Annotated in this window: 24 protein-coding genes and 1 tRNA gene; 15 read left to right on the top strand and 10 right to left on the bottom strand. The window is 64.4% G+C overall.

What is annotated here, in order from left to right:
* Positions 1-124 precede the first annotated feature (124 nt).
* The 6 genes from dnaG (at position 125) to EOD29_RS03420 (ending at position 6782) form a co-directional block, all read left to right on the top strand.
* Positions 125-2077: a DNA primase gene (gene dnaG / locus EOD29_RS03445; RefSeq protein WP_127245925.1), complete on the top strand. Its 1953-nt coding sequence runs from the start codon at positions 125-127 to the stop codon at positions 2075-2077.
* A gap of 422 nt (positions 2078-2499) precedes the next feature.
* Positions 2500-4530, top strand: coding sequence for an RNA polymerase sigma factor RpoD (gene rpoD / locus EOD29_RS03440; protein ID WP_066994612.1), 2031 nt, complete (start codon positions 2500-2502; stop codon positions 4528-4530).
* Positions 4531-4733: 203 nt separating this feature from the next.
* Positions 4734-5027 (top strand): GYD domain-containing protein, encoded by a 294-nt coding sequence (locus tag EOD29_RS03435; RefSeq protein WP_066994615.1) that lies wholly within the window; start codon positions 4734-4736, stop codon positions 5025-5027.
* 67 nt (positions 5028-5094) lie between these two features.
* On the top strand, positions 5095-5475 hold the full coding sequence (locus EOD29_RS03430) for a DCC1-like thiol-disulfide oxidoreductase family protein (protein WP_206520448.1): 381 nt from the start codon (positions 5095-5097) through the stop codon (positions 5473-5475).
* Between the two features lie 140 nt (positions 5476-5615).
* Positions 5616-6287 carry a PadR family transcriptional regulator gene (locus EOD29_RS03425; RefSeq protein WP_095823214.1) on the top strand — a complete coding sequence of 224 codons (672 nt, stop codon included), beginning with the start codon at positions 5616-5618 and terminating at the stop codon, positions 6285-6287.
* Between the two features lie 201 nt (positions 6288-6488).
* Positions 6489-6782 carry an HlyU family transcriptional regulator gene (locus EOD29_RS03420; RefSeq protein ID WP_067326794.1) on the top strand — a complete coding sequence of 98 codons (294 nt, stop codon included), beginning with the start codon at positions 6489-6491 and terminating at the stop codon, positions 6780-6782.
* Between the two features lie 31 nt (positions 6783-6813).
* On the opposite strand, the gene EOD29_RS03415 is transcribed toward EOD29_RS03420, so the two are convergent.
* The 3 genes from EOD29_RS03415 to EOD29_RS03405 all read right to left on the bottom strand — a co-directional run bounded on the left by EOD29_RS03415 (position 6814) and on the right by EOD29_RS03405 (position 8744).
* Positions 6814-7746, bottom strand: coding sequence for a 3-keto-5-aminohexanoate cleavage protein (locus tag EOD29_RS03415; protein ID WP_095826523.1), 933 nt, complete (start codon positions 7744-7746; stop codon positions 6814-6816).
* 29 nt (positions 7747-7775) lie between these two features.
* On the bottom strand, positions 7776-8015 hold the full coding sequence (locus tag EOD29_RS03410) for a hypothetical protein (protein ID WP_067326800.1): 240 nt from the start codon (positions 8013-8015) through the stop codon (positions 7776-7778).
* An 84-nt stretch (positions 8016-8099) separates the two neighbouring features.
* Positions 8100-8744 (bottom strand): FMN-dependent NADH-azoreductase, encoded by a 645-nt coding sequence (locus EOD29_RS03405; RefSeq protein ID WP_067326803.1) that lies wholly within the window; start codon positions 8742-8744, stop codon positions 8100-8102.
* Between the two features lie 110 nt (positions 8745-8854).
* Here EOD29_RS03405 and EOD29_RS03400 point away from each other — a divergent pair, with 110 nt between their 5' ends.
* Positions 8855-9802, top strand: coding sequence for a LysR family transcriptional regulator (locus EOD29_RS03400; protein WP_127245924.1), 948 nt, complete (start codon positions 8855-8857; stop codon positions 9800-9802).
* Here the strand turns inward: EOD29_RS03400 and EOD29_RS03395 are convergent.
* On the bottom strand, positions 9744-10370 hold the full coding sequence (locus EOD29_RS03395) for a TetR/AcrR family transcriptional regulator (RefSeq protein WP_127241547.1): 627 nt from the start codon (positions 10368-10370) through the stop codon (positions 9744-9746). The genes EOD29_RS03400 and EOD29_RS03395 overlap by 59 nt on opposite strands.
* A gap of 67 nt (positions 10371-10437) precedes the next feature.
* On the opposite strand from EOD29_RS03395, the gene EOD29_RS03390 reads away from it, so the two are divergent.
* Positions 10438-10863, top strand: a complete 426-nt coding sequence (locus EOD29_RS03390) for a VOC family protein (RefSeq protein ID WP_127241546.1) — start codon at positions 10438-10440, stop codon at positions 10861-10863.
* Between the two features lie 15 nt (positions 10864-10878).
* Here EOD29_RS03390 and EOD29_RS03385 read toward each other — a convergent pair whose 3' ends face one another.
* Positions 10879-11826 (bottom strand): trypsin-like peptidase domain-containing protein, encoded by a 948-nt coding sequence (locus EOD29_RS03385; protein ID WP_127245923.1) that lies wholly within the window; start codon positions 11824-11826, stop codon positions 10879-10881.
* Between the two features lie 171 nt (positions 11827-11997).
* Between EOD29_RS03385 and EOD29_RS03380 the strand changes: the two genes are divergently transcribed.
* From EOD29_RS03380 to EOD29_RS03370, 3 genes are all read left to right on the top strand, one after another.
* On the top strand, positions 11998-12870 hold the full coding sequence (locus EOD29_RS03380; RefSeq protein ID WP_067326816.1) for a S1C family serine protease: 873 nt from the start codon (positions 11998-12000) through the stop codon (positions 12868-12870).
* A gap of 7 nt (positions 12871-12877) precedes the next feature.
* Positions 12878-13525, top strand: a complete 648-nt coding sequence (locus EOD29_RS03375; protein WP_067326819.1) for a helix-turn-helix transcriptional regulator — start codon at positions 12878-12880, stop codon at positions 13523-13525.
* Between the two features lie 104 nt (positions 13526-13629).
* Entirely contained in the window at positions 13630-14496 is an 867-nt protein-coding gene (locus EOD29_RS03370) for an NAD(P)-dependent oxidoreductase (RefSeq protein WP_095801603.1), read from the top strand.
* 422 nt (positions 14497-14918) lie between these two features.
* Here the strand turns inward: EOD29_RS03370 and EOD29_RS36995 are convergent, their stop codons facing one another.
* Positions 14919-16229, bottom strand: a complete 1311-nt coding sequence (locus EOD29_RS36995; RefSeq protein ID WP_245307586.1) for an OmpA family protein — start codon at positions 16227-16229, stop codon at positions 14919-14921.
* Between EOD29_RS36995 and EOD29_RS36990 the strand changes: the two genes are divergently transcribed.
* The 3 genes from EOD29_RS36990 (at position 16215) to EOD29_RS03355 (ending at position 18361) form a co-directional block, all read left to right on the top strand.
* Complete coding sequence (locus EOD29_RS36990) at positions 16215-17027, top strand: hypothetical protein (RefSeq protein WP_245475206.1); 813 nt, start codon at positions 16215-16217, stop codon at positions 17025-17027. The genes EOD29_RS36995 and EOD29_RS36990 overlap by 15 nt on opposite strands.
* Positions 17028-17342: 315 nt before the next feature.
* Positions 17343-17789 carry a YcgN family cysteine cluster protein gene (locus EOD29_RS03360; RefSeq protein WP_127245921.1) on the top strand — a complete coding sequence of 149 codons (447 nt, stop codon included), beginning with the start codon at positions 17343-17345 and terminating at the stop codon, positions 17787-17789.
* 221 nt (positions 17790-18010) lie between these two features.
* A complete protein-coding gene (locus EOD29_RS03355; RefSeq protein WP_095779689.1) occupies positions 18011-18361 on the top strand; it encodes a hypothetical protein in 351 nt (116 codons plus the stop codon).
* A gap of 211 nt (positions 18362-18572) precedes the next feature.
* On the opposite strand, the gene EOD29_RS03350 is transcribed toward EOD29_RS03355, so the two are convergent.
* On the bottom strand, positions 18573-19283 hold the full coding sequence (locus tag EOD29_RS03350; protein WP_095801601.1) for an SIMPL domain-containing protein: 711 nt from the start codon (positions 19281-19283) through the stop codon (positions 18573-18575).
* Positions 19284-19497: 214 nt separating this feature from the next.
* Here EOD29_RS03350 and EOD29_RS03345 point away from each other — a divergent pair.
* Positions 19498-19573, top strand: a tRNA-Ile gene (locus EOD29_RS03345).
* Between the two features lie 397 nt (positions 19574-19970).
* Here the strand turns inward: EOD29_RS03345 and EOD29_RS03340 are convergent.
* Genes EOD29_RS03340 through EOD29_RS03330 form a run of 3 tightly spaced genes read right to left on the bottom strand, consistent with a single transcriptional unit; the run spans position 19971 to position 22086 of the window.
* Positions 19971-20720 (bottom strand): hydroxymethylpyrimidine/phosphomethylpyrimidine kinase, encoded by a 750-nt coding sequence (locus EOD29_RS03340; protein WP_127246141.1) that lies wholly within the window; start codon positions 20718-20720, stop codon positions 19971-19973.
* Positions 20711-21316: a thiamine phosphate synthase gene (locus EOD29_RS03335; protein ID WP_127245920.1), complete on the bottom strand. Its 606-nt coding sequence runs from the start codon at positions 21314-21316 to the stop codon at positions 20711-20713. The genes EOD29_RS03340 and EOD29_RS03335 overlap by 10 nt, the downstream gene beginning before the upstream one ends.
* Positions 21313-22086 (bottom strand): thiazole synthase, encoded by a 774-nt coding sequence (locus tag EOD29_RS03330; RefSeq protein WP_127245919.1) that lies wholly within the window; start codon positions 22084-22086, stop codon positions 21313-21315. Before EOD29_RS03330 ends, EOD29_RS03335 begins: the two co-directional genes overlap by 4 nt.
* Positions 22087-22088 lie beyond the last annotated feature (2 nt).

Here is a 22088-nt window from a genome sequence, read left to right as displayed (position 1 = left end):
GAAAGACGGGAAGGCGGCCGCGCGGCCGCCTTCTTTTTGTCTGTGAAAAGCGGGTACGATCGGGCTTATCGAGTCGTCGCGCCCAAGCGGCTTGATTATATGGAGGGTAAACGAGCCTTTCCCGATGCGCTTTCCACCCGCCTTCCTCGACGAGATACGCGACCGAGTGCCGATTTCTTCGGTGATCGGTCAACGCGTTTCCTGGGATAGGAAGAAGTCCAACGCATCGCGCGGCGATTATTGGGCGTGCTGCCCGTTTCACGGCGAAAAGAGCCCGTCGTTCCACTGCGAGGACAAGAAGGGGCGCTATCACTGTTTCGGCTGTTCGGTCTCGGGTGATCATTTCAAGTTCCTGACCGAACTCGACGGCATGAGCTTTCCCGAAGCGGTCGGAAGGATCGCAGAGATGGCCGGCGTGCCGATGCCGGTGCGCGACGCCCAAGAAGAAAAGCGCGAGAAGGAACGCGCCAGCCTGATCGACGTCATGGAGATGGCGACGGTCTTCTTCCAGGAGCGCCTGCAGGGACCGGAAGGCGCCAAGGCCCGCGCCTATCTGCGCGACCGCGGTCTGACGCCGGCGACGCAGCAGTCCTTCCGGCTCGGCTATGCGCCGGACAGCCGCAACGCGCTCAAGGAATACCTCGCCGCCAAGGGGGTGCCGAAGGCCGATATCGAAGCCTGCGGACTGGTCCGGCATGGCGACGACATCCCGGTCTCCTATGACTGGTTCCGCGACCGCATCATGTTCCCGATCCCGGATTCGCGCGGCAGGATCATCGCCTTCGGCGGTCGGGCGCTGGCGCCGGACGCTTTGGCGAAATACATGAACTCGCCGGAGACCGAGCTCTTCCACAAGGGCAACGTGCTCTACAATTTCGCCCGCGCCCGCAAAGCGGTGGCCAAGGGCGGCACGGTGATCGCCGTCGAAGGCTATATGGACGTGATCGCGCTGGCACAGGCCGGCTTCGAGAATGCCGTGGCGCCTCTCGGTACGGCGCTTACCGAAAACCAGCTCGAGCTTTTGTGGCGCATGGCCGGCGAGCCGGTGCTTTGCTTCGACGGCGACCAGGCCGGGCTGAAGGCCGCCTGGCGCGCCGCCGACCTCGCCCTGCCGGCGATCCAGCCCGGGCGCTCGGCACGCTTCGCGCTGCTGCCCGAAGGCAAGGACCCCGACGATCTGGTCAAAGCGGATGGGCCGGACGCGTTCCGCGCGGTGCTTGCCGATGCGCGGCCGCTGGTCGACCTTTTGTGGATGCGCGAGACGGCGGGCGGCGTCTTCGACACGCCGGAGCGGCGGGCGGAGCTCGAGAAGACGCTGCGCGAGCTTACCGGCCGCATCCGCGACGAAAGCCTGCGCTACCACTATCAGCAGGAGATGCGCGAGCGCGTCCTAAGCTTCTTCGGCTCGCAGCGCGGCGCGCGGCAAGGCCTACACGAGGGACGCCAGGACGGCCGGCCAGGCGAGCGCGGCAGAGGTTCGGCGCCAGGCGGGGCGTTTGGCCGGAGCGCTGCCGGCGCGCGCACCGCCATCACCGAAAGCCTCGGCCGGTCGGCGCTGGTCAAGCGCACGGGCGAGGCCATGTCGGTACGCGAGGCGACGATCATCGTGGCGCTGGTCAACCATCCGCCGCTGATCGACGAGAATTTCGCGCATGTCGAATTCCTGGACCTTGCCAATTCGGATCTCAGGCGGCTGCATGCCGCCATCCTCGACGCGATGGCGCATGACGCGGCCGACGACCGCGACGCAGTCATCGCCACCATCGAGCGCGCCGGATGCGGCGACATCTGGGAAGGCGCGGTGGCGCTGATCAAGCGGGCGCGGCAGTGGCCGGCGCTCGAAACCGCGGGACTTGACGACGCCCGCGACGCCTTCAACCAAGCGCTGCACTTGCAGCGCAGCGCGCGCACCTTACATAGGGAGCTGAAACAGGCGCAGGCGGCGCTCGAGGCAGACCCGTCGGACGAAAACTTTCGGCATCTCGTCGAGATTCAAGCGCAATTCAACGATGTACAGGCAACGGAAGCGCTGATCGAAGGGTTCGGCGTTTCGTCGGGCAGGGCTGGGCGCGCTTAGGCCCAGGTCGGCCCGAAATGAAATGGAAATGCTCAAGGCGCGTCGATTCGACGCCTCTAAGTCGGGCAATTGATTCGCTTTTTTCATGCGAATCATGCCAGAGGCGCTTGACCTTCTGGCAGATTGGCGGAATCAGGACGATTCGAAACGTTAACCGTGCCCGGCGTCGGTGGGAAATTTTGAGCGATGTTAGGTTCTGGCGACTGGACAGGCAAAAGGCCTGCCACAGATACCAGGGTTAATCTGGACTTAATGCATGTCGCCCAAAAGTGGAACCGGTTTTGGGGCAACGACAGGCAGCAAACAAAAGAGATGATGCGGTCACTGGCCCGGTAAGAAGCGTTCTGGGGCGAGCGCATCCGGTTTGACCGGTCCGGCAGCTTACGCGGCTTCGATATTCGGCCGCTTGGAGACGACAAAGAATGGCGACAAAGGAAAAGGAAGAGGTCGAGACCGAACGTGAAGGCGCCACCGATGGCCCGCTGCTCGACCTTTCCGATGATGCTGTCAAGAAGATGATCAAGGCCGCCAAGAAGCGCGGCTATGTGACCATGGACGAACTGAACTCGGTGCTGCCCTCGGAGGAAGTGACATCCGAGCAGATCGAGGACACGATGGCCATGCTGTCCGACATGGGCATCAACGTCGTCGAGGACGACGAGCAGGGCGAGGAGGCGGAAGGCGGCGACGCGGGCGCCGACTCCGAGGAAGACGCCAACGAGCTTGCCGAGCAGACCGGCACCGCCGTTGCCACCACGACCACCAAGAAAGAGCCGACCGACCGCACCGACGACCCGGTGCGCATGTATCTGCGCGAGATGGGCTCGGTCGAGCTTCTGTCGCGCGAGGGCGAAATCGCGATCGCCAAGCGCATCGAGGCCGGCCGCGAGACGATGATCGCGGGCCTGTGCGAGAGCCCGCTCACCTTCCAGGCGATCATCATCTGGCGCGACGAGCTCAACGAATCGAAGATCCTGCTCCGCGAGATCATCGACCTCGAGGCGACCTATGCCGGCCCCGAGGCCAAGCAGGCGCCCGTTGTCGAACGCGTCGAGGAAGCGCCCAAGGCCGAAGAGAAGCCGCGCGGCCGCTCGGCGGCGCGCGAGGAAGAAGACGACATCACCAATGTCGGCGGCGACACGCGCGGGCTGGAAGAAGAGGAAGACGACGAGGACGAGGCAAGCCTGTCGCTGGCCGCGATGGAAGCGGAACTGCGCCCGCAGGTGATGGAGACGCTCGACGTCATCGCCGACACTTACAAGAAGCTTCGCAAGCTGCAGGACCAGCAGGTCGAGAACCGGCTGGCGGCTGCCGGCACGCTTTCGCCCAGCCAGGATCGCCGGCTGAAGGAGCTCAAGGAGCAGCTCATCAAGGCGGTGAAGTCGCTGTCGCTCAATACCGCGCGCATCGAGGCGCTGGTCGAGCAGCTCTACGACATCAACAAGCGCCTGGTGCAGAACGAGGGCAAGCTGCTTCGGCTCGCCGAAAGCTACGGCGTGCGCCGCGAGGAGTTCCTCAAGGAGTATCAGGGCTCGGAGCTCGATCCGAACTGGACCCGCTCGATCGCGAATCTCACCTCGCGCGGCTGGAAGGAATTCACAAAGAACGAGAAGGACGCGATCAAGGAACTGCGCGCCGAGATCCAGAACCTCGCCACCGAGACGGCGATCTCGATTCTGGAATTCCGCAGGATCGTCAACCAGGTGCAGAAGGGCGAGCGCGAGGCCGCGATCGCCAAGAAGGAAATGGTGGAAGCGAACCTTCGGCTCGTCATCTCCATCGCCAAGAAATACACCAATCGCGGCCTACAGTTCCTGGACCTGATCCAGGAAGGCAATATCGGCCTGATGAAGGCAGTCGACAAATTCGAGTATCGCCGCGGCTACAAGTTCTCGACCTACGCGACATGGTGGATCCGGCAGGCGATCACCCGCTCGATCGCCGATCAGGCGCGCACCATCCGCATTCCGGTGCATATGATCGAGACGATCAACAAGATCGTGCGTACCTCGCGCCAGATGCTGCATGAGATCGGCCGCGAGCCGACGCCGGAAGAGCTGGCAGAGAAGCTCGCAATGCCGCTCGAAAAAGTGCGCAAGGTGCTGAAGATCGCCAAGGAGCCGATCTCGCTCGAAACGCCGGTCGGCGACGAGGAGGATTCGCATCTCGGCGACTTCATCGAGGACAAGATGGCGATCCTGCCGATCGACGCGGCGATCCAGGCCAATCTGCGCGAGACAACCACGCGCGTGCTGGCTTCGCTCACCCCGCGCGAGGAGCGTGTTCTGCGCATGCGCTTCGGCATCGGCATGAACACCGACCACACGCTGGAAGAGGTCGGCCAGCAGTTCTCGGTCACCCGCGAGCGTATCCGTCAGATCGAGGCCAAGGCGCTGCGCAAGCTCAAGCACCCGAGCCGCTCGCGGAAGCTGAGAAGCTTCCTGGACAGCTGAGCGGAAACGCAACATACGAAAACGGGCGCCTCGGCGTCCTTTTTCATTTCCACCTATTTGTTATGCCGCCTTGCCGGGCTTGCTCAACAGGAGGATAATTTCAGGGTCGGATGCATTTGTGGGCGACAAGCCGGATGCCCGCCCCGGACGCCGGCCGCAACTGCCAGGCGTTGCGCTCCGTGGCTCCCGGTGGGAGGTGTGCCATGACAACCTACATCGTGCTTATCAACTGGACCGAATTGGGCGCCAAGAACGTGCGGGAGTCGCCGAAGCGGCTCGATGCCGCCAAGAAGCTGCTCGGTGAAATGGGCGGATCGTTCAAGGCATTCTATCTGACGATGGGCGAATGCGACATGGTCGCCATTGTCGAAGCGCCGGACGATGCCGTGCTTGCCCGTTTCGCGCTGATGTTGTCGTCGGGCGGCAATGTCAGGACGCGGACGATGAAGGCGTTTCCGGAATTCGCCTACCGCGAGATCATCAGTTCGCTGGGGTAGAGCGCCGGAAACAGCCCGGCTCGATGCTGATATTGCGGTGCCGCGCTCGGTCGCCGATAGTCGCGCGATGCCTGAGCCGTTGCTGACTGTCTGGTACAACACACGCTGCCCGGTCTGCGATGCCGGCATCAACCGCCAGAAACGGCGGCTGATTGAAGCGGTCAAGTCCGGCCGCGTCGAATTCCGCGACATTAATTTCGAACCGCAAGCGCTTTCAGCCTTCGGCGCCTCGCTCGAGGATGTCCGCCGGCGGCTGCATGCGACCGATGCCGAGGGCAAGCTGCTGGTCGGTGCCGATGTGGCGATCGCCGTCTGGCGGCTCACGCCTGGCGAGGGATGGCTCGCCACCCTGTTCGGCAATTCGGTCGTGCTGCGGCTGACGCGCTTTGCCTATGATCGGTTTGCCGATCTTCTCTACGCCTGGAACCGCCGCAAAGGCCGCTGGTAGGCTGTTTTCGCGGCGATCGCTGCGCATTCGACCGCCTCGCAGTTCGCCTTGCGTCAACCAAGATGCATCGTAAGATATATCTTGACTCCACCCGCCACCTAGCTAAGATATATCGTAAGATAGAACTCAAGGAGCGATCCATGCACAAGCATAATCCCTTCGGGCACAACCATTTCGGTCAGCGCATATTCATGCATATGGCCGGTCGTTTCGGTGGTCGCGGCGGCGGCTTTGGTCCCTTCGGCCAGGGCATGCGCGGCGGCGGCCGCGGCGGTCCGGGCGACATGTTCCGCGCCGGCCGCATGTTGGCCGACGGCGATCTCAAGCTGATCACGCTGTCGCTTCTGGCCGAGGCGCCGCGGCACGGCTACGACATCATCAAGGCGCTGGAGGAACGCACCAGCGGCATCTACAGCCCGAGCCCGGGCGTGGTCTATCCGACGCTGACCTTTCTCGAAGAGGCCGGCTATGCCGTCTCGTCAAGCGAAGGCAACAAGAAGGTGTTCTCGATCACCGAGGCGGGCAGGGCGCATCTCGAGCAAAATCGCGAGATGATCGATCACGTGCTCGACCACCTCGAGCGGTTCGGCCGCAAGATGGCCAAGGCGCGCGACTGGTTCGGCTGGAACGACGAGGGCGAGGACGTCGGCCGGCGCGGCCGTCACGAAAAGCGCGACCGGTTCCGCGCACTGCGCCACCGCCTACGCGCCGCGCTCAGCGATATCGTCGATGCGCCGGAGGACAAGCAGGCCGAGGCGATCAGCATTCTGGAAGACGCCGCCGCAGCGCTCGAGGCCCTCTCACGTCGCTGAGTCGCCCGGCACTGAACGGGCTATTGCTGGCTCGACCGATGACCGTCAAAGCGGGATGACTTCCAAAAGTCATCCCGTTTATCTTTGTGTGAGCATGATCTTCCCGAAAACCGCTGCACAGTTTTCGGGTTCATGCTGTAGTGAAAATCGTCCTGCGGCACGCTATGTGATGCAGGACGATTTGCCGCTGGAGGATGCGCTATGTCTTTTCTGAAACGTCTTTTCGGCGGCGGCGGTGGTGAAGCGACGGACACCGGAGCCGCGAAGCCGGCAAAGCAGGTCGAGCACAAGGGCTTCCTGATCAGCGCCACGCCCTACAAGGCGGACGGCCAGTACCAGACCTGCGGCGTCGTCTCCAAGGAAGTGGACGGCGTGATGAAGGAGCACCGCTTCATCCGCGCCGACCGTTTCGCCGGGCTGGACGATGCGGTCGACATCTCGATCAAGAAGGGCATCCAGCTCGTCGACGAGCAGGGCGAGCGGATGTTTGGATAGCCGTTGCCGCAGGGTTCTTTTTTTGCCGGGATCAGAACGCGACTTTGTCGCCGCCCTTCAGCTGCAGGATCTGCCGCGCCTCGTCGGGCGTGGCGATCGAGGCGCCGAGGCCCTCGATGATCTGGCGGACCTTCGTTACTTGTTCGGCGCTCGAGCGGGCAAGCTTGCCCTTGCCGATCCATAACGAGTCCTCCAGGCCAACCCGCACATTGCCGCCCAGCGCGATCGCCTGCGTGGCGATCGGCAGTTGGTGGCGGCCGGCGCCCAGCACCGACCAGTGATAGTCGTTGCCGAACAGCCGATCGGCCGTGCGCTTCATATGGGCGACGTCCTCCGGATGCGTGCCGATTCCGCCGAGGATGCCGAACACGCTCTGGACGAAGAACGGTGCCTTCACCAGCCCGCGCTCGACGAAATGCGCCAGGGTATAGAGATGGCCGATGTCGTAGCACTCGATCTCGAAGCGCGTGCCGTTGTCGGCGCAGGTGCGCAATATGTGCTCGATATCGCCGAAAGTGTTGCGGAAGATCCGGTCGCGCGACGATTCGAGATAGGGCCGCTCCCACTCATGCTCGAACGTCTTGAAGCGCTCCAGCATCGGAAACAGCGCGAAGTTCATCGAGCCCATGTTGAGCGAGGCGACCTCGGGCGCGAAGACTTTCGCGGGCCTGACGCGTTCCTCCACGCTCATCGTCGCCGCACCACCGGTGGTGATGTTGACGACGCAGTTGGAGCGCTGCTTGATGACCTGCAGGAAAGGGGCGAACGCCTCGGTCGACTGGTCGGGGCGTCCGTCGACCGGATTGCGGGCATGAAGGTGGACGATCGCGGCACCCGCCTCGGCCGCCTCGATAGCGGCGGTCGCGATCTCCTCGGCCGTCACCGGCAAGTGCGGCGACATTGACGGCGTGTGGATCGAGCCTGTGACCGCGCAGGTGATGATGATCTTGTTCTGGCTTGCCACTTTTTGATGCCCTGATCCTGATCTCTTCGCTATCCGAACGCGCCCTGTTCGACCGCGTCCTGTTCGACCGCTTGGGCGATGCCGGCAATGAACCGCTCGACGGCACGATATAGAACAGGGTAATCGGCAGCGCCGCCAGTGTCAGCCCGGTGAACAGCTAGTCGGCGGTGAATTTCGCCGACGAACACCGTCAGCCCCGGCGGCAGTTTCCTCAAATTGCCGGAGGTGATCAGCACCAGCGGGAAGAAACAGTCGTTCCAGATCGGCACGGCTCGACGAACATGCAAAAAAGGCAGGCGCCGATCGGCGCCCGCCTTTTCATTCTCAGGGTTTTTCCGTTCTCAGGGCAATGATTACGCGGCCACGGCGATCCCGTCCGCGTTAGCAGCCGCGGCCGCGATCGCATCCACCTTGGCGGTGGCCTTGGCAAGCGCGGCGGTGACCGCGTCGGCCCCCATGCCGACGCCTTCGACGCGGATCACTTCGACGTCCGTCATGCCCAGGAAGGCAAGCACGCCGCGCAGGTAGGGGATGGCGTGATCCATCTGCACCGCGGCACCCTCGGAATAGATGCCGCCCGAAGCAAGCACGATATAGACCTTCTTGCCGGCGACCAGGCCCTTCGGGCCATTCTCACCATAAGCAAAAGTCCTGCCCGAGCGTGCGACGTGGTCGATCCACGACTTCAACGTCGAGGAAATGTTGAAGTTGATGAAACCGGTGGCGAGGATAATCGTGTCGGCCGCGAACAGCTCGTCGAGCACCGCGTCGGACACGCCGACCACCTCGGCCTGACGCGGGCTGCGCGCCTCGGCGGGGGTATAGATGCCGGTGGCGTAGTCGGGATCGATATGCGGCAGCGGATCGGCGACCAAGTCGCGCACGACAAGTGTGTTGGACGGATCGGCGGCGGCCAGCTTCTGAGCAAGATCGGTGGCGACGCGGGTCGAGTGCGAGGCGGCGCCGCGCGGGCTGGAGGTAACAAGCAGTATGGACATGGCGGTGTCCCCTTTGATTGGATTGAACTTGCCCGAGTCATATGGGGTTGCGGCTCTATCCGGAAAACTGGTATAATTTGCATGGTACCCATCGAGAATATGGATTGCTCATGCAGCCAAATCCGACGCTCGACCAATTGCAGATCCTGGTGGCGGTGGCCGACACCGGCAGCTTCTCAGCCGCGGGGCGTAAGCTAAACAGGGCGCAATCGGTGGTGAGCTACGGCATCGCCAATCTCGAAGCGCAACTGGGCCTGAAGCTGTTCGAGCGCGAAGGCCTGCGCGAGCCGCAACTGACCGATGTCGGCAAGGCCATGCTGGAGGACGCGCGGCGCATGATCGGCGTGCTGCAGCGCATCCGCTCGCGCGCCGACGGCTACAGGCAAGGGCTGGAGGCGGAAGTAAACCTGTCCGTCGACGTGGCGCTGCCTTCGCCGGCGCTCGTGCGGGTGCTCAAGGCCTTCGAGGCTCAGTTCCCGGCGGTGATGCTGCGCCTCTATATCGGTTCGCTCGGCCTGATCGTCGATCAGGTCGTCAACGGCCAGTCGGACCTCGGCTTTGGCGGCCTGCAAGGCGATGCGGACGTCAATCTGCTGCGCATCGGCTTCATCTCGCTGGTGCCGGCTGCCGCACCCGACCATCCGCTGGCGAAACTGCCGAAGCCAATTGCGATCGAAGATCTGCGCGACCACATCCAGCTTGTCGTCTCCGACCAGTCGGAGCGGACGCGGGGCCGCGACTATGGCGTGTTTGCCTATCGCACCTGGCGGCTGACGGACGTGCGCACCAAGCATGCCCTGATGCGTGAGGGTCTCGGCTGGGGAGGCTTGCCGCGCTGGCTGATTGCCGACGACATCGCCAGCGGGCGGCTGGTCGAGCTCGATCTCGAGCCTTATCGCGAGGTGCGTGCGCCGATGTACGCGATGCACCGCAACGACCGGAGCCCCAAGCCGGCGGCGTCGTGGCTCATCGACGAGTTCAAGCGGCAGCTCGGCTGCTTCAACGAGCAGGAGCCGGGCGTTTGGACGGAGGAGGAGCCGGAGACAAGCCGTCCATGAGCGCCATCAGCACGGCGCGATACTCCTCGGCCGATGCGCCGGCCTCGATGGCCAAAGCCGCGCGATCGAAGGCGGCGGCCAGCACCGCGGTCAGCGCCTCGGCCGGCAGCTTGACCATCGAGCGCGCGCGCATGGCTGCGATCAGGCCTTCGCGCAGCGAGCGGTTGCCGTGGCGGTTGTCGATCTCGTCCATCGCCGCGCGGCCAAGCACGGCCGGCCCATCGAGCAGCAAAAGCCGCGTGCGGCCGGGCGCGCGCATCGCTGCGAGATAGGCGTCGGAGCCGGAGATCAAGGCATCGCGGGCCGAGAGCGAGGCGGGCGAGGCGCGGTCGATCTCCGCTGCGACGGTCGCTGCCTCCTGTTCGACGACCGCGGCGAGCAACGCCTGCTTGTCGGCAAAATGATGATAGAGCGCCCCACGCGTCACGCCGGCGGCGGCCACGATCTCCGGCGTGCCCGTCTCCGCATAGGATTTTTCCGTGAACAATTTTCGCGCCGCGCGGATCAGATCGGCGCGCGTTGCCTCGGTGCGGTCGCGGTTGGAGCGGCGTCCAGACTCTGGTTGCATACATACAGCCTGTATGTTAATTTGCACTTACATACAGACTGTATGTTGGATGGCAGGAGAAAGAAAGATGAAGACGACCAGCTATTATCCGGTGCTGATGACCGGCGACGTCGCCGCCACGGCGGCCTTTTATGTCGAGCATTTCCGCTTCAAGGCGCTGTTCGACAGCGACTGGTACGTCCATCTGCAGTCGGCCGAGGATCGCCGCGTCAATCTCGGCATCGTCGACGGGGACCATGAGACGATCCCTGAGGAGGGCCGGGGACGCACGTCCGGCCTGCTGATCAATTTCGAGGTCCGCGATCCCGACGCCGTCTATGAGCGCATCGTGGCCGCAGGCCTGCCGATCCTGCGCACCTTGCGCGACGAGCCCTTCGGCCAGCGCCATTTCATCACCAAGGACCCCAACGGCGTGCTGATCGACGTGATCAAGCCTATTGCGCCGAGCGAAGAATTCCTGGCGCAATACGCCAAAGGTGCGGCCGGGAGCTAGGCCGGACAGCGGGTCTCAGTTCGTCCGCGCCACCGGCGTCACGGCGACCTGGCTGACGCCGGTGCGGCGCACGACGGTGCAGAGCGTCTCGCGACCGATGCGGTCGGCGTCGAGCATGCGCACGAGATCATCGACGCCGGTGACCGGTCGGCCGTCGAGAGCGGCGATGATGTCGCCTTCCTTCAGGCCAGCCCTCGCGGCGGGGCCGTTCTTCTCGACACTGCGCAGGCGCACGGCCGTGTTGGTCGTGACCTGCGAGAGAAGTGCGGCACGGCGCGGCAGGTTGGTCGTATCGGCAGAGACGCCGATGAAGGCGCGGCGCACGCGGCCGAAGCGGATGATCTCGGAAATGACGAAATTGGCGGTGTTGGAGGCGACCGCGAAGGCAATGCCTTGCGCGCCGTGGATCATGGCGGTGTTGACACCGACGACTTCGCCAGCCGACGACACCAGCGGTCCGCCGGAATTGCCGGGGTTGAGCGCGGCGTCCGTCTGAATGACGTCGTCGATCAGCCTGCCGGTCGAGGCGCGCATTGAGCGGCCGAGCGCCGAGACGACGCCGGCGGTGACGGTCCATTCGAAGCCGAGCGGATTGCCGATGGCGATCGCGATCTGGCCGCGCCTGAGGCGCTTGGAATCGCCGAGCGGGGCGATGTCGGCGAAGCTGCCGTCGGCGCGAACCAGCGCAATGTCGGTGTCGGGATCGCGGCCAAGCACGCGCCCCTCGCGCGAAGCGCCATCCGGCATCGTGACGCGAACGTCGCGGGCGTCGTTGACGACGTGGAAATTGGTGACGACCAGCCCGTCCTGAGCGATCACGAAGCCCGAGCCATGGCCGCCGGCACCAATGCGCTCGATGCGGCACACGGCCGGTCCGATTCGATCGACGGCGTCAGCGACCGTCGCCGAGTAGGCGTCGAGCAAGGCGTCATCGGATTGGAGTTTTTCGACGGCGAAGGCCATGGGTGGGGCTCCCGTGTGATCTGGCGCAAACGATGCCTATATGTGCGGAGCGGCAGCAATTGCCGCGACCTGACCACATGGCCAGTCAGGCACTCGACTAGCCGTCAGGCGAGTATTCGCGGCGGGGCCATGGAGCGATATCTGGGTCACAGAACCCAGGAGATCATCGATATGAGCAACTTCAACCTTAGTGCCTTTTCCGATGCCGTTGCCGATGTCGCGGCGGCCGCCGCGCCGGCGCTGGCAAGCTTCGCTACGCATCACCACCGCACCGCGAGCGCCTTCCACTGGCGCGACGGCTTCTTTGTTACCGCGGAGGAAGCGGTCGAAGCCGGAGAGGAGATCGAACTGACGCTGGCCTCGGGCGAAACTGTGAAGGCCGAGCTTGCCGGCCGAGATCCTTCGACGGGCGTTGCCCTGCTGAAGCCGGCTTCCGCCGCCGGTCTGCCGCAACTGGCTGAGGCCGCTGCCGTGCGCCCCGGCAACGTGGCGATCGCCGTCGGCAATAGCGAAGGGGCAGCACTTGCGGTCTTTGGCACGGTCGGCGAGGTCGGGCCCGCCTGGCGCTCGATGCGCGGCGGCGCGATCGAACGGCGCATCAATCTGGCCATCAACGCCGGCGGCCGCTTCGAGGGCGGTCCGGTGCTCGATGCCAAGGGCGGCCTGATCGGCATGCTCTTGTTCGGGCCGCGCCGGCGGGCGCTGGTCATGCCTTACGAGACGATCGAGCGGGCGGTTGCGACGCTGCGCGAGAAGGGACATGTCGCGCGCGGCTATCTCGGTGCCGGGCTGCACCCGATCCGCAACAGCGACACCCACGGCGCCATGGTGATGAGCCTCGACGACAGCGGCCCGGCGAAAGCCGCCGGCCTGCATGTCGGCGACATCATCGTCACCTGGAATGGCGAGGCCGTGCATGGGCCGCGCGAGCTGATCCGCAAGCTCGGGCCGGACAGCGCCGGCACCACCGTGACGCTCGGTATCTTGAGCGGCGGCGCTGAGCGCGATGTTTCGATCACCATCGGCGAAAAGCCGTTGAGCTGAGAGGCCGATGGCAAGCAGCGCGATACAAACGATTGCTCGACCGGAGCCGGCAAGCACCCGGCTGACGGTGCTGATCGCGCTCGGCGACGCGGCCCGCGCCGAGCAACTGGTCGATGCGCTTGCGGCGAGCGAGGACCTGCTGCCGATCCTCGCCGGGAGCGGCATGGGTCAAACGGCGGATGTCGCCTTGGTCGATGAGGCTGCTTCGGAAAGCCGGGCCGTGAGCCCGGCAACGCCATGTGTGCTGCTGTCGCGTCGCGCCGGCCATGAAAGGCCGGGCGGCAATGTGTTTGCGACGCTGCCGGCCTCCGCCGACGGCCTGCTGATTGCCGCCGCCTTGCGCTTGGCGGCGTCCGGCTATCGCATCGGCCGGGCAGGACCGTCCGATCTTGGTGCACATGGCGAGTTCCACGCGGGGGTGTCCGAGGACGAGACGCCCGACGACAACCAGCCCCGCGCGGCGTTGTCGCCGCGCGAAGCTGAAGTGCTCGCGCTGCTGGCGGAAGGCGCGCCCAACAAGGTAATCGCCCGGCGGCTCAACATCTCCGTCCACACGGCGAAATTCCACGTCGCCGCGATCCTGATCAAGCTCGGCGCCGCCAACCGCACCGATGCGATCGCCATCGCGATGCGGCAAGGGCTGGTGCTGGTCTAGACCCTTTCAGCACGACGCTGCGTAACCTCCGACCGGTGCGTTGGGCCTTGCGCCACGGCTGCCCGCCGCGCAAGTTGCCTCACTGTTGCAGAGGGAGCCGAGACATGTCGCTCAAGGGAAAGACGCTATTCATCTCGGGCGGATCGCGCGGGATTGGGTTGGCGATCGCGCTGCGCGCGGCGCGCGACGGCGCCAATGTAACGATTGCAGCCAAAACCGCCGAGCCGCATCCGAAGCTGCCGGGCACGATCTACAGCGCGGCCGAAGAAATCGAGCAGGCCGGCGGCAAGGCGCTGCCGGTGCTTTGCGACATCCGCGACGAGGCTCAGGTCGGCGAGGCGGTGGCAAAAACCGTCGAGCGGTTCGGCGGCATCGACATCTGCGTCAACAATGCCAGCGCCATCCAGCTTACCGGCACGCTGGAGACCGACATGAGGCGCTACGATCTGATGCACCAGATCAACACGCGCGGCACGTTCCTGGTGTCCAAAATGTGCATTCCACACCTGAAGTTGGCAAACAATCCTCACATCCTGAATCTGGCGCCGCCGCTCGACATGAAGGCCAAGTGGTTCAAGAACCACGTCGCCTACACGATGGCCAAGTTCGGCATGTCGATGTGCACGCTCGGCATGAGCGCCGAGTTCGCCAAAGACGGCATCGCCGTCAATTCGCTATGGCCGATCTCGACCATCGACACGGCCGCCGTGCGCAATCTCCTGGGTGGCGCCACGGTGGCTGCGATGAGCCGCTCGCCCGACATCATGGCCGATGCCGCGTGCGCGATCTTCCTGCGGCCGGCGCGCGAGGCGACCGGCAATTTCTACATCGACGAAGAGGTGCTGCGGGCCGAGGGCGTCACGGACTTTTCGGTCTATGCGCCAGGCGCGGCGGATCAGCTTGCCGGCGATTTTTTCGTGCCGGACGAAGTGTTCGCCAACTCGCCGACGAAGGTCAGAAGGATCTACTGACAGCCCGCGGCCGCCTCATTCCGCGGCGCCCTTCCTGCCTTTCGATGGATTCGACGCGAGTTCGAGACGCGTCCTGAGATGTTCCGGGGCGGTTTCGCCCTGATCTACGCAATTCCGAAAACCGCTGCGCACTCTCCTGGAATTGCTCTGTGGGGTTCGGCCGTATCTCGGGCAGGTGGACTTATTTTCAAGATAAAGCCCCGCCGGAGAGGGGCGCCGGCGGGGCTCATGTGTCCCGCTGGAGTCGGGACAGGGCAGGGAACGCCCTGACTGGAATCTGGGTGCCGCAATGCGGCGATTCAATGAGCACGGCGGGATGAGCGGGACAATTCTTCTTGAATTCCAAGAGAAAGGGCCCGTCCGGATCCGGACGGGCCCAATCTTGTCGCGCCGATTCCGAAAATCGGCTCAGGATCTTCAAGTCATTGCTCGTTGCTCGCCACAGGCGCCACCAGCGAGGTGATGCGGCGGATGGCGACACGACGGTTCTCGCGGTTCGGGCTAGACGTATTCACCTTGAGATATTCCTCGCCATAGCCCTGTGTCGTGAGGTTCTCGGCCGGGACGCCAAAAGCGTTGGTCAACGCTTCGGCGACCGCCTCGGCACGCCGATCCGACAGTGCGAGGTTCGCGTCAGGCGTACCGACGGCGTCGGTGTGGCCCTCGATCAGGAAGGTCTCGGCCGGGTTCTTCTTGAGAAGTTTGTCCATGGCGGTGGCCACGCCTTCGAGCTTCTGCACTTCGGTGTCGGAAAGAGTCGCCGAGCCGAAATCGAAGTTGAGCGTGTCGAGGTCGATACGACGGGCGATGTCGCGCACGCGGGCCGAGCGCTTGACCTCGTCGATCGAGTAGAGACGCTGGACCCTCTCTACCGGCGGCTGCTCGAGGAAGGTGTAATACTCGTCCGGATCCTCGACTTCTTCCGAATCCAGGATGTAGTCCCGACGCGATATGTCGAGACGCATCGGCGGCAGGTCGTCGCCTGGATCGCGCCAGTCGTCGACATCCTGGTAATAGCGCTCGTCGACATAGCTCAGGACATATTCGCGCCCGTCAGGCGTGATGCGCGAACGCTGGACAATGTCGCCATTGCGGTTGCGGATGGTGACGATCTTGACGCCATTCTCGCGCTCGACGGTCTCGCGGGTGCGGCCGCGCGGCAGATCCTCGTAATAGACATCCCTGGCGCCACGGGTAATGCGAGGAGCCTCGTTGCTTTCCACGAAAGTCTGGTTGTTGAACTGGAGGATCACGCGGTCGCCGAACTGCTTCACCACATCCGCGCCCTGGGGCCGGCGGCGCTCGCGGACCACCTGCTCGGGCGTAAGCTCGATCCGCTTGCCCTTTTCCTCGGTGACCGGAACAAGCTTCTCAGGCTTGATCGCCTGCTGGGCCGCCTTGTCGTCGGTGGGCGGCGGCCCCTGATCGACCGCGGCAGGCCGCTGCTGCTGTTCGGCCTGATTGCCGCCCTGCTGTCCAGCCTGGTTGCCGCCTTGCTCGACACCGGCCTGGCCATTCTCGTTCTGGCCGGCCGGCTGGCGGCCCTTGCGCTTGCGAACGACATCCTTCTGGCTGTCGAGGATGGGAGCCTCGTTCGCGTTGGCAGGGGTCTCGCCCTGTGCGGCAGCGCCGGCGTTCGCGCCGCCTTCAGCCGGCTGCTCACCGGTAGCGGGCTGGGTGGTTGCCTGGCCTTCGCTGGAGGGCTGCTTGGTCGAAGGTTGATCTCCCGTCACCGCCTGACCGGTGCCGGGCTGCTCGCCGACCGTCTGTCTGCGCTTCTTGGTCTTGTCCAGAGGCTGTTCGCCTTCGGCCGGTGCTGCTTGCTGATTGTTTTGCTGTGGCTCGGCCTGCTGTGCCTCGCCGGCAGGGGCTTCGGTCTTCGGCGCCTGCTCGGCCGGGGCGGTCTCGGTTTGCTGCTGATCCCGCTTCTTCCTGCGCAGCTTGTCTTGCGGCGTGTTGTCGTTGGCGGGCGCCGCCTGTTCGGCAGGCTGCTCGGCCGGTGCAGTCTCGGTTTGCTGCTGCTGGCGCTTCTTCCTGCGCGGCTGCTGTTCGTCGCTCGCCGGCGCCGCCTGTTCGGCGGGCTGCTCTGCCGGGGCCGTTTCGGTTTGCTGCTGCTGGCGCTTCCTCCTGCGCGGCTGCTGTTCGTCGCTCGCCGGCGCGGCCTGTTCGGCCGGCTGCTCGGCCGGAGCGGTTTCGGTCTGCTGCTGGCGCTTCTTCTTGCGCGGTTGCTGCTCGTCGGTCGCAGCCTGTCCGCCCTGATCGGCAGGGGCTGCCTCGATCTGCTGCTGTTGATCGCGTTTCTTGCGCGGTTTGAGCTGCTGCTCCGCCGGGGCCGCCTCTTCCGCCTGGCCGGACTGCTGCTGGTCCTGCCGCTTCCGGCGCGGCTTCTGCTCTGGCTCGGCGGACTGTTCGGCCGGCGCCGACTCCGTCTGCTGCTCGCGCTTCTTTTTCCTCGGCTGCTCGGCTTGCCCCTGCTGGCCTTGCGCACATTCCTCAGCCGATTGGCCTTCGGCGCAGTTCGACTGCGCTAGGATAAACGGCGTCCCCCGCGAAGGGCCGAGATCGGCCTGCAGCGGATACGCGCCCAACGGCGCGGATGCCATTAGCAGGCCGATTGCCGTACCTGCCAGAATCCGTGGTTGGCGTTTCATATCGATTTTCTCCTACTGGGGTCCCATCGCTGCCCAAACTTTCAACAGCATCAATTGGTTCCGCCGGGCATTGTTGTCAGCCAAGGATGCCCGGCCGGCCTTTTGAAGGCAATTTCGTGTTTTTCTAATGTTGATACTGGGTCACTGTGACAGCAGTGCTTGACCGACAGGTCCCGGAGGGCCAAATCCAGCCGCATGAATGCGCCATTTTGGAAAACCAAGACTCTCGAGGCCATGACGCCGGCCGAATGGGAATCACTCTGTGACGGCTGCGGCAAATGCTGCCTGTCCAAGCTCGAGGACGAGGATACCGGCGAAATCTATTGGACGAGCGTCGGCTGCCGGCTGTTCGACGCCGAAAAATGCCTGTGCTCGGATTATGCCAACCGGTTGGCGCGCGTGCCCGATTGCGTCGGCCTCACACCGCAGAATGTGCGCACCATCACCTGGCTGCCCAAGACATGCGCCTACCGGCTCATCGCCGAGGGAAACGACCTCTATTGGTGGCACAAGCTGGTTTCGGGAAGCGCCGAGACCGTGCATGAGGCCGGGATTTCGATCCGCGGCCGGGTGAAGGCCAAGGAAACGGATCTCGCCGAGCCGGACGACTATTTTGATTATGTGCTTGATGACGAACCCTGACGGGTTCGCATCTTGAAACTTGAGGGAACTGGGGCCGCGGTGACGCGTTCCCCGCGTCAGATTTGGAAGTGCATTCGGGTGAGGGGTTTTGCCTTTCTTCCACATGAACCGGACATGAACGGCCGGTTCGCACAAAGTTCAGACACAAAAAGGCATTTTGTAATCATTGGTTCGCCAATCATCCGTTCAAGGGCGAGAGGCCCACAACAAGGAGAGAGACAATGTTCAACCAGATCAAGACGGCAGCCCTTTCGGCCCTTGTCGGGCTTGGCACGCTCGGCGCCATCCCGGCGGCGCATGCGGACAGCCTCTATCTCGGCTTCGGCAACAATCACGATCCGCGCTTCGGCGTCTACACCGGCGATGATGGCTATTACCGCCGCGATCGCGACTGGCGCCGCCGCGGCTGTTCGCCGGACCGCGCGCTCGACAAGGCCGAGCGTATGGGCCTGCACCGCGTCCGCATCGTCGACATCAGCCGGCGAACGGTGAAGGTGGCCGGCCGTCAGTATGGCGACCGCGTGGTGGTGGTCTTCGCCAACGAGCGTGGCTGCCCGATCATCTATCGCTGAGGCTTTTCTGGAGCCTGCGAGGACAGGTTGGGCATGATCCTCTGCAGGACCAGCTGACCTTCTGCGAGGTCGGGAGCAGGATGACTCTCGCCGACGTCACCTGTGAGTAGTGGAGCCCCTTCGGCCAGTGCTGAAGCGTGGCTCAGATAAACCCCGGAGGATCGGTCCTCCGGGGTTTTGTTTTTGTCGGATTACCAAAGCGGCGGGCAAGCTATTTCAGCTCGAACGTGACGGTCACCTGGACGGTGTAGGAATTCTCGCCGGCCTGCACCGGCACGGCGGCGCGGGCGGCATCGAAAGCCTTGGCGTTCAACGGCATCGGCGCCGGCGCGACGTTCTGGTCGGTGATCTCGATCACCTTGCCAAGGTTGACGCCGGCGGCCGCGGCGAGCGTCTTGGCCTTGGCGAGCGCGTCGGCAACCGCCTTCTTGCGCGCCTCGGTGATGGTGGCCTTCGGATCATCATTGGTGAAGGCGATGCCGCCGCCCTGGTTGACCCCGAGCGACACCGCCTTGTCGAGGATGTCGCCGGTCTTGTCGACGTCGCGCACGCGCACCGACAGTGTGTTCGTCACCTGGTAGGCAACGAGTTCGGCTTCCTGGCTGCCGTCCGCCTTGTTGGTGTAATTGTAGCGCGGATTGATCTGGATGCCGGCTGTCTGCAGGTCGCGATCGGCAATTCCGGCCGATTTCATCGCCGCGATCACGGCCGCCATGGCATCATTGTTGGCATCAAGCGCGGCGCGCGCGGTCTTTGCCTCACGCATGACGCTGAGCGTCAGGATCGCCATGTCCGGCGCGACAGTCGCTTCGCCTTCGCCCGAGACGACAATTCGCGGAGGCGGCTGGGTGTCGGCGGCGCTTGCCAGCGCCGGAAACGCGATCGCGGCAGCGAGCGCGACAGGCAAAAGATATTTGGTCATGAAAACTCCTCGAAATCTGCGATCCGGTATCACCTCTGCCCAGACTCGAAAAAGGCATCGATTCCCGGCGTTGCGGGCAGTCCGGACCAGTTCACGCGCCTGATGGGCGCGCACACCGCTGTACGGAGCGAATATGAGCTGATTTTGGCATTTGCCGCCAGCGCTTTCGAAAGCCTTGTGCCGGGCGGCGAAAAACACTAAGCCAGCCCGCGTGGGGCCTGTAGCTCAATGGTTAGAGCCGGCGGCTCATAACCGCTTGGTTGGGGGTTCGAGTCCCTCCGGGCCCACCATAACCTTTGATTTCGTTGCCGAAATTGAGCGAAGCCAGAAACTTCCGGGCCCGTTGACGGGCTGGGCAAAAGGCGATCCCCGCGTTTGCTCCCGTCAAGTTGGAGGCGCAGCACCATCGAGTGACTAACCACCATTGCCCGGACGACACAAGCCTACACTGGCGCTGCATGCCCATGCTGGAGGCCAAACTCGGGGCCGCCACTTGTTACCGTTCGCTTCCGGCCGCTTCCAGATTGTTGGGGTAGCATCTTATGAAGCGAGGTGAATAGCAGACGGTAACGAGTTGATGCCCTTGATCTCCAAGGTTTGTTAGATCGCCGGCTCGGACCTGGAGGGCATGCGCCTCTGACCTCCTGGGAATCGGTCAAGATGCGCATTGCGCTCGCCCGTTCAACGTCATCGCGCCCCACGAAGGAGTTCAAGAACATAGGTCTTGGCGCCCCGTACCGCCGCCTCCAACGGCAGACCTTGAGCTAACGATGCTGCGATGGCGCTGGACAGCACGCAGCCGGTGCCACGCATCCCCCGATGGACGCGAGGCGCTTCGACCCGAACTGCGCGACGGTCCGGCTGCATGAGAAAGTCATTCGCTTGATCTCCGTGCGCGTGCCCGCCCTTGACAAGCACGGCGGTCCCCACCCTCGCCAACAGGTTCTCGCCTTGAACGCACGCGCCTTCTTCGTCCTTCGCAGGGCCTGCTCCCACCAACCTTGCGAGCTCGATCAGGTTGGGGGTCACGAGCCGGCAGAGCGGCATCAGATCACGGCGCAACAGGTCGACGGCATCGTCCTCCAGCAACCCGCGTCCCGAGGTCGAGGCAAGCACAGGGTCGAGGACCACCGGCACCTTCGGATGGGCCGCCAGGACAGAGCCGACCGCCTCAATGGCTGCCGCGGTCCCCAGCATGCCGATCTTGACCGCTGCGACCGGATTGGCAGCAAAGGCAGCGCGCATCTGGGCGGCGATAAGCTGCGGCGGCATCTGCTCGATGTGTTCGACGGCCGAGTGCGTCTGGACGGTCACGGCCGTGACGGCGAGGCAACTGCGCAGTCCAAAGGCGGATACGGTCTCGACGTCTCGGGCTGTTCCCGCGCCGCCACTTGAATCGCAGCCGGCGACGATCAGCACATGCGGCGTCAACGCCATTGGGCTGTCGCCGCCAGCCATTCAGCCGTCCGCGCCTCGGGGTGCGTGTTGCGGGTGATGTCGGTGACGACCGCCGCACTTTGGGCGCCGTGCGCGAAGACACCGGCTACGCGCTCGACGGTGAGCCCGCCGATGGCCACAAGCGGAAGTTCGCCTACGCGCTGCTTCCAGGCGGCGATGCGGTCCAGCCCCTGCGGATCCCATTTCATCGCCTTGAGAATGGTCGGGTAGATCGGTCCGAGCGCGACATAGTCCGGCTCGGCTTGGAGCGCGGTTTCGAGTTCGGAGCCGTCGTGAGTGCTGAGGCCCAGCCTCACGCCCGCCCTGCGGATCGCCTTCACATCAGCCTCCGCCAGATCTTCCTGGCCGAGGTGAACGAAATCGCAATCTTCCTCGATCGCAAGGCGCCAGTAGTCGTTGACGATGAGCTGGCAGCCGTGGCTGTCACAGACTGCCTTCGAGGCGCGAATTTCTCGGCGCAGCGAAGCTTCGTCCTGGTCCTTAGTGCGCAGCTGCACCAGCTTCACGCCGAGCGGCACCAGACGTTCGATCCAAGCGGCGGAATCGACGATCAGGTAAAACGGATCGAGCTTCATGAGAATGCTGCCATGCCGATGACGGGGGTGGAGGGAACGGCCATGTCGCGCGGCTCGAGCAGGCCGGCGCAATAGGCCTCGCGGCCGGCCTCGACCGCCTTGCCGAAGGCCGCGGCCATGGCGGCGGGATCGCCTGCCCTGGCGACGGCCGTGTTGAGCAACACCGCGTCGTAGCCGAGCTCCATCACGGCCGCGGCATGCGAGGGCCGGCCGATGCCGGCATCGACGATCAGCGGAATGCCGGGGAAGTGGCCTCGCAGGCTTCGCAGCGCATTGGGGTTCTGCGGCCCGCGTGCGGAGCCGATCGGCGCGCACCAGGGCATCAGGAGCCTGCAGCCGGCGTCGAGCAGGCGCTCGGCGACGATGAGGTCGTCGGTCGTATAGGGAAACACCTCGAAGCCTTCGGAGGCAAGGATCCTTGCGGCTTCGACCAATCCGAAGACGTCGGGCTGCAGCGTGTCGTGGTTGCCGATCACTTCGAGCTTGATCCAGTCCGTGCCGAACACCTCGCGCGCCATCCGCGCCGTCGTGACCGCTTCCACCACCGAGTGGCAGCCGGCGGTGTTGGGCAGCACGCGAACGCCGAGCGACTGGACAAGCGACCAGAACTGGCCGCCGGCTTTGCCGCCCGATGTTTCGCGGCGGAGCGACACGGTGACGATCTCCGTGCCGGACGCTTTCACCGCCTCCGCCATGATGGCAGGCGAGGGGTAAAGCGCGGTGCCCAGCAGAAGGCGGGACGCGAGTTTCTGTCCATAGAACTCGAGCATGG

Origin of the sequence: Mesorhizobium sp. M1A.T.Ca.IN.004.03.1.1, from assembly GCF_003997555.1 — a bacterium.
Classification (GTDB): Bacteria; Pseudomonadota; Alphaproteobacteria; order Rhizobiales; family Rhizobiaceae; genus Mesorhizobium.
This window is presented reverse-complemented; position numbering and strand designations above follow the sequence as displayed.

Bases quoted from the DNA above. Each gene is read 5' to 3' on its own strand.
- dnaG (WP_127245925.1), top strand. From the start codon at position 125: ATGCGCTTTCCACCCGCCTTCCTCGACGAGATACGCGACCGAGTGCCG.
- rpoD (WP_066994612.1), top strand. From the start codon at position 2,500: ATGGCGACAAAGGAAAAGGAAGAGGTCGAGACCGAACGTGAAGGCGCC.
- EOD29_RS03435 (WP_066994615.1), top strand. From the start codon at position 4,734: ATGACAACCTACATCGTGCTTATCAACTGGACCGAATTGGGCGCCAAG.
- EOD29_RS03430 (WP_206520448.1), top strand. From the start codon at position 5,095: ATGCCTGAGCCGTTGCTGACTGTCTGGTACAACACACGCTGCCCGGTC.
- EOD29_RS03425 (WP_095823214.1), top strand. From the start codon at position 5,616: ATGCACAAGCATAATCCCTTCGGGCACAACCATTTCGGTCAGCGCATA.
- EOD29_RS03420 (WP_067326794.1), top strand. From the start codon at position 6,489: ATGTCTTTTCTGAAACGTCTTTTCGGCGGCGGCGGTGGTGAAGCGACG.
- EOD29_RS03405 (WP_067326803.1), bottom strand. From the start codon at position 8,744: ATGTCCATACTGCTTGTTACCTCCAGCCCGCGCGGCGCCGCCTCGCAC.
- EOD29_RS03400 (WP_127245924.1), top strand. From the start codon at position 8,855: ATGCAGCCAAATCCGACGCTCGACCAATTGCAGATCCTGGTGGCGGTG.
- EOD29_RS03395 (WP_127241547.1), bottom strand. From the start codon at position 10,370: ATGCAACCAGAGTCTGGACGCCGCTCCAACCGCGACCGCACCGAGGCA.
- EOD29_RS03390 (WP_127241546.1), top strand. From the start codon at position 10,438: ATGAAGACGACCAGCTATTATCCGGTGCTGATGACCGGCGACGTCGCC.
- EOD29_RS03385 (WP_127245923.1), bottom strand. From the start codon at position 11,826: ATGGCCTTCGCCGTCGAAAAACTCCAATCCGATGACGCCTTGCTCGAC.
- EOD29_RS03380 (WP_067326816.1), top strand. From the start codon at position 11,998: ATGAGCAACTTCAACCTTAGTGCCTTTTCCGATGCCGTTGCCGATGTC.
- EOD29_RS03375 (WP_067326819.1), top strand. From the start codon at position 12,878: ATGGCAAGCAGCGCGATACAAACGATTGCTCGACCGGAGCCGGCAAGC.
- EOD29_RS03370 (WP_095801603.1), top strand. From the start codon at position 13,630: ATGTCGCTCAAGGGAAAGACGCTATTCATCTCGGGCGGATCGCGCGGG.
- EOD29_RS03360 (WP_127245921.1), top strand. From the start codon at position 17,343: ATGAATGCGCCATTTTGGAAAACCAAGACTCTCGAGGCCATGACGCCG.
- EOD29_RS03355 (WP_095779689.1), top strand. From the start codon at position 18,011: ATGTTCAACCAGATCAAGACGGCAGCCCTTTCGGCCCTTGTCGGGCTT.
- EOD29_RS03350 (WP_095801601.1), bottom strand. From the start codon at position 19,283: ATGACCAAATATCTTTTGCCTGTCGCGCTCGCTGCCGCGATCGCGTTT.
- EOD29_RS03340 (WP_127246141.1), bottom strand. From the start codon at position 20,720: ATGGCGTTGACGCCGCATGTGCTGATCGTCGCCGGCTGCGATTCAAGT.
- EOD29_RS03335 (WP_127245920.1), bottom strand. From the start codon at position 21,316: ATGAAGCTCGATCCGTTTTACCTGATCGTCGATTCCGCCGCTTGGATC.
- EOD29_RS03330 (WP_127245919.1), bottom strand. From the start codon at position 22,086: ATGCTCGAGTTCTATGGACAGAAACTCGCGTCCCGCCTTCTGCTGGGC.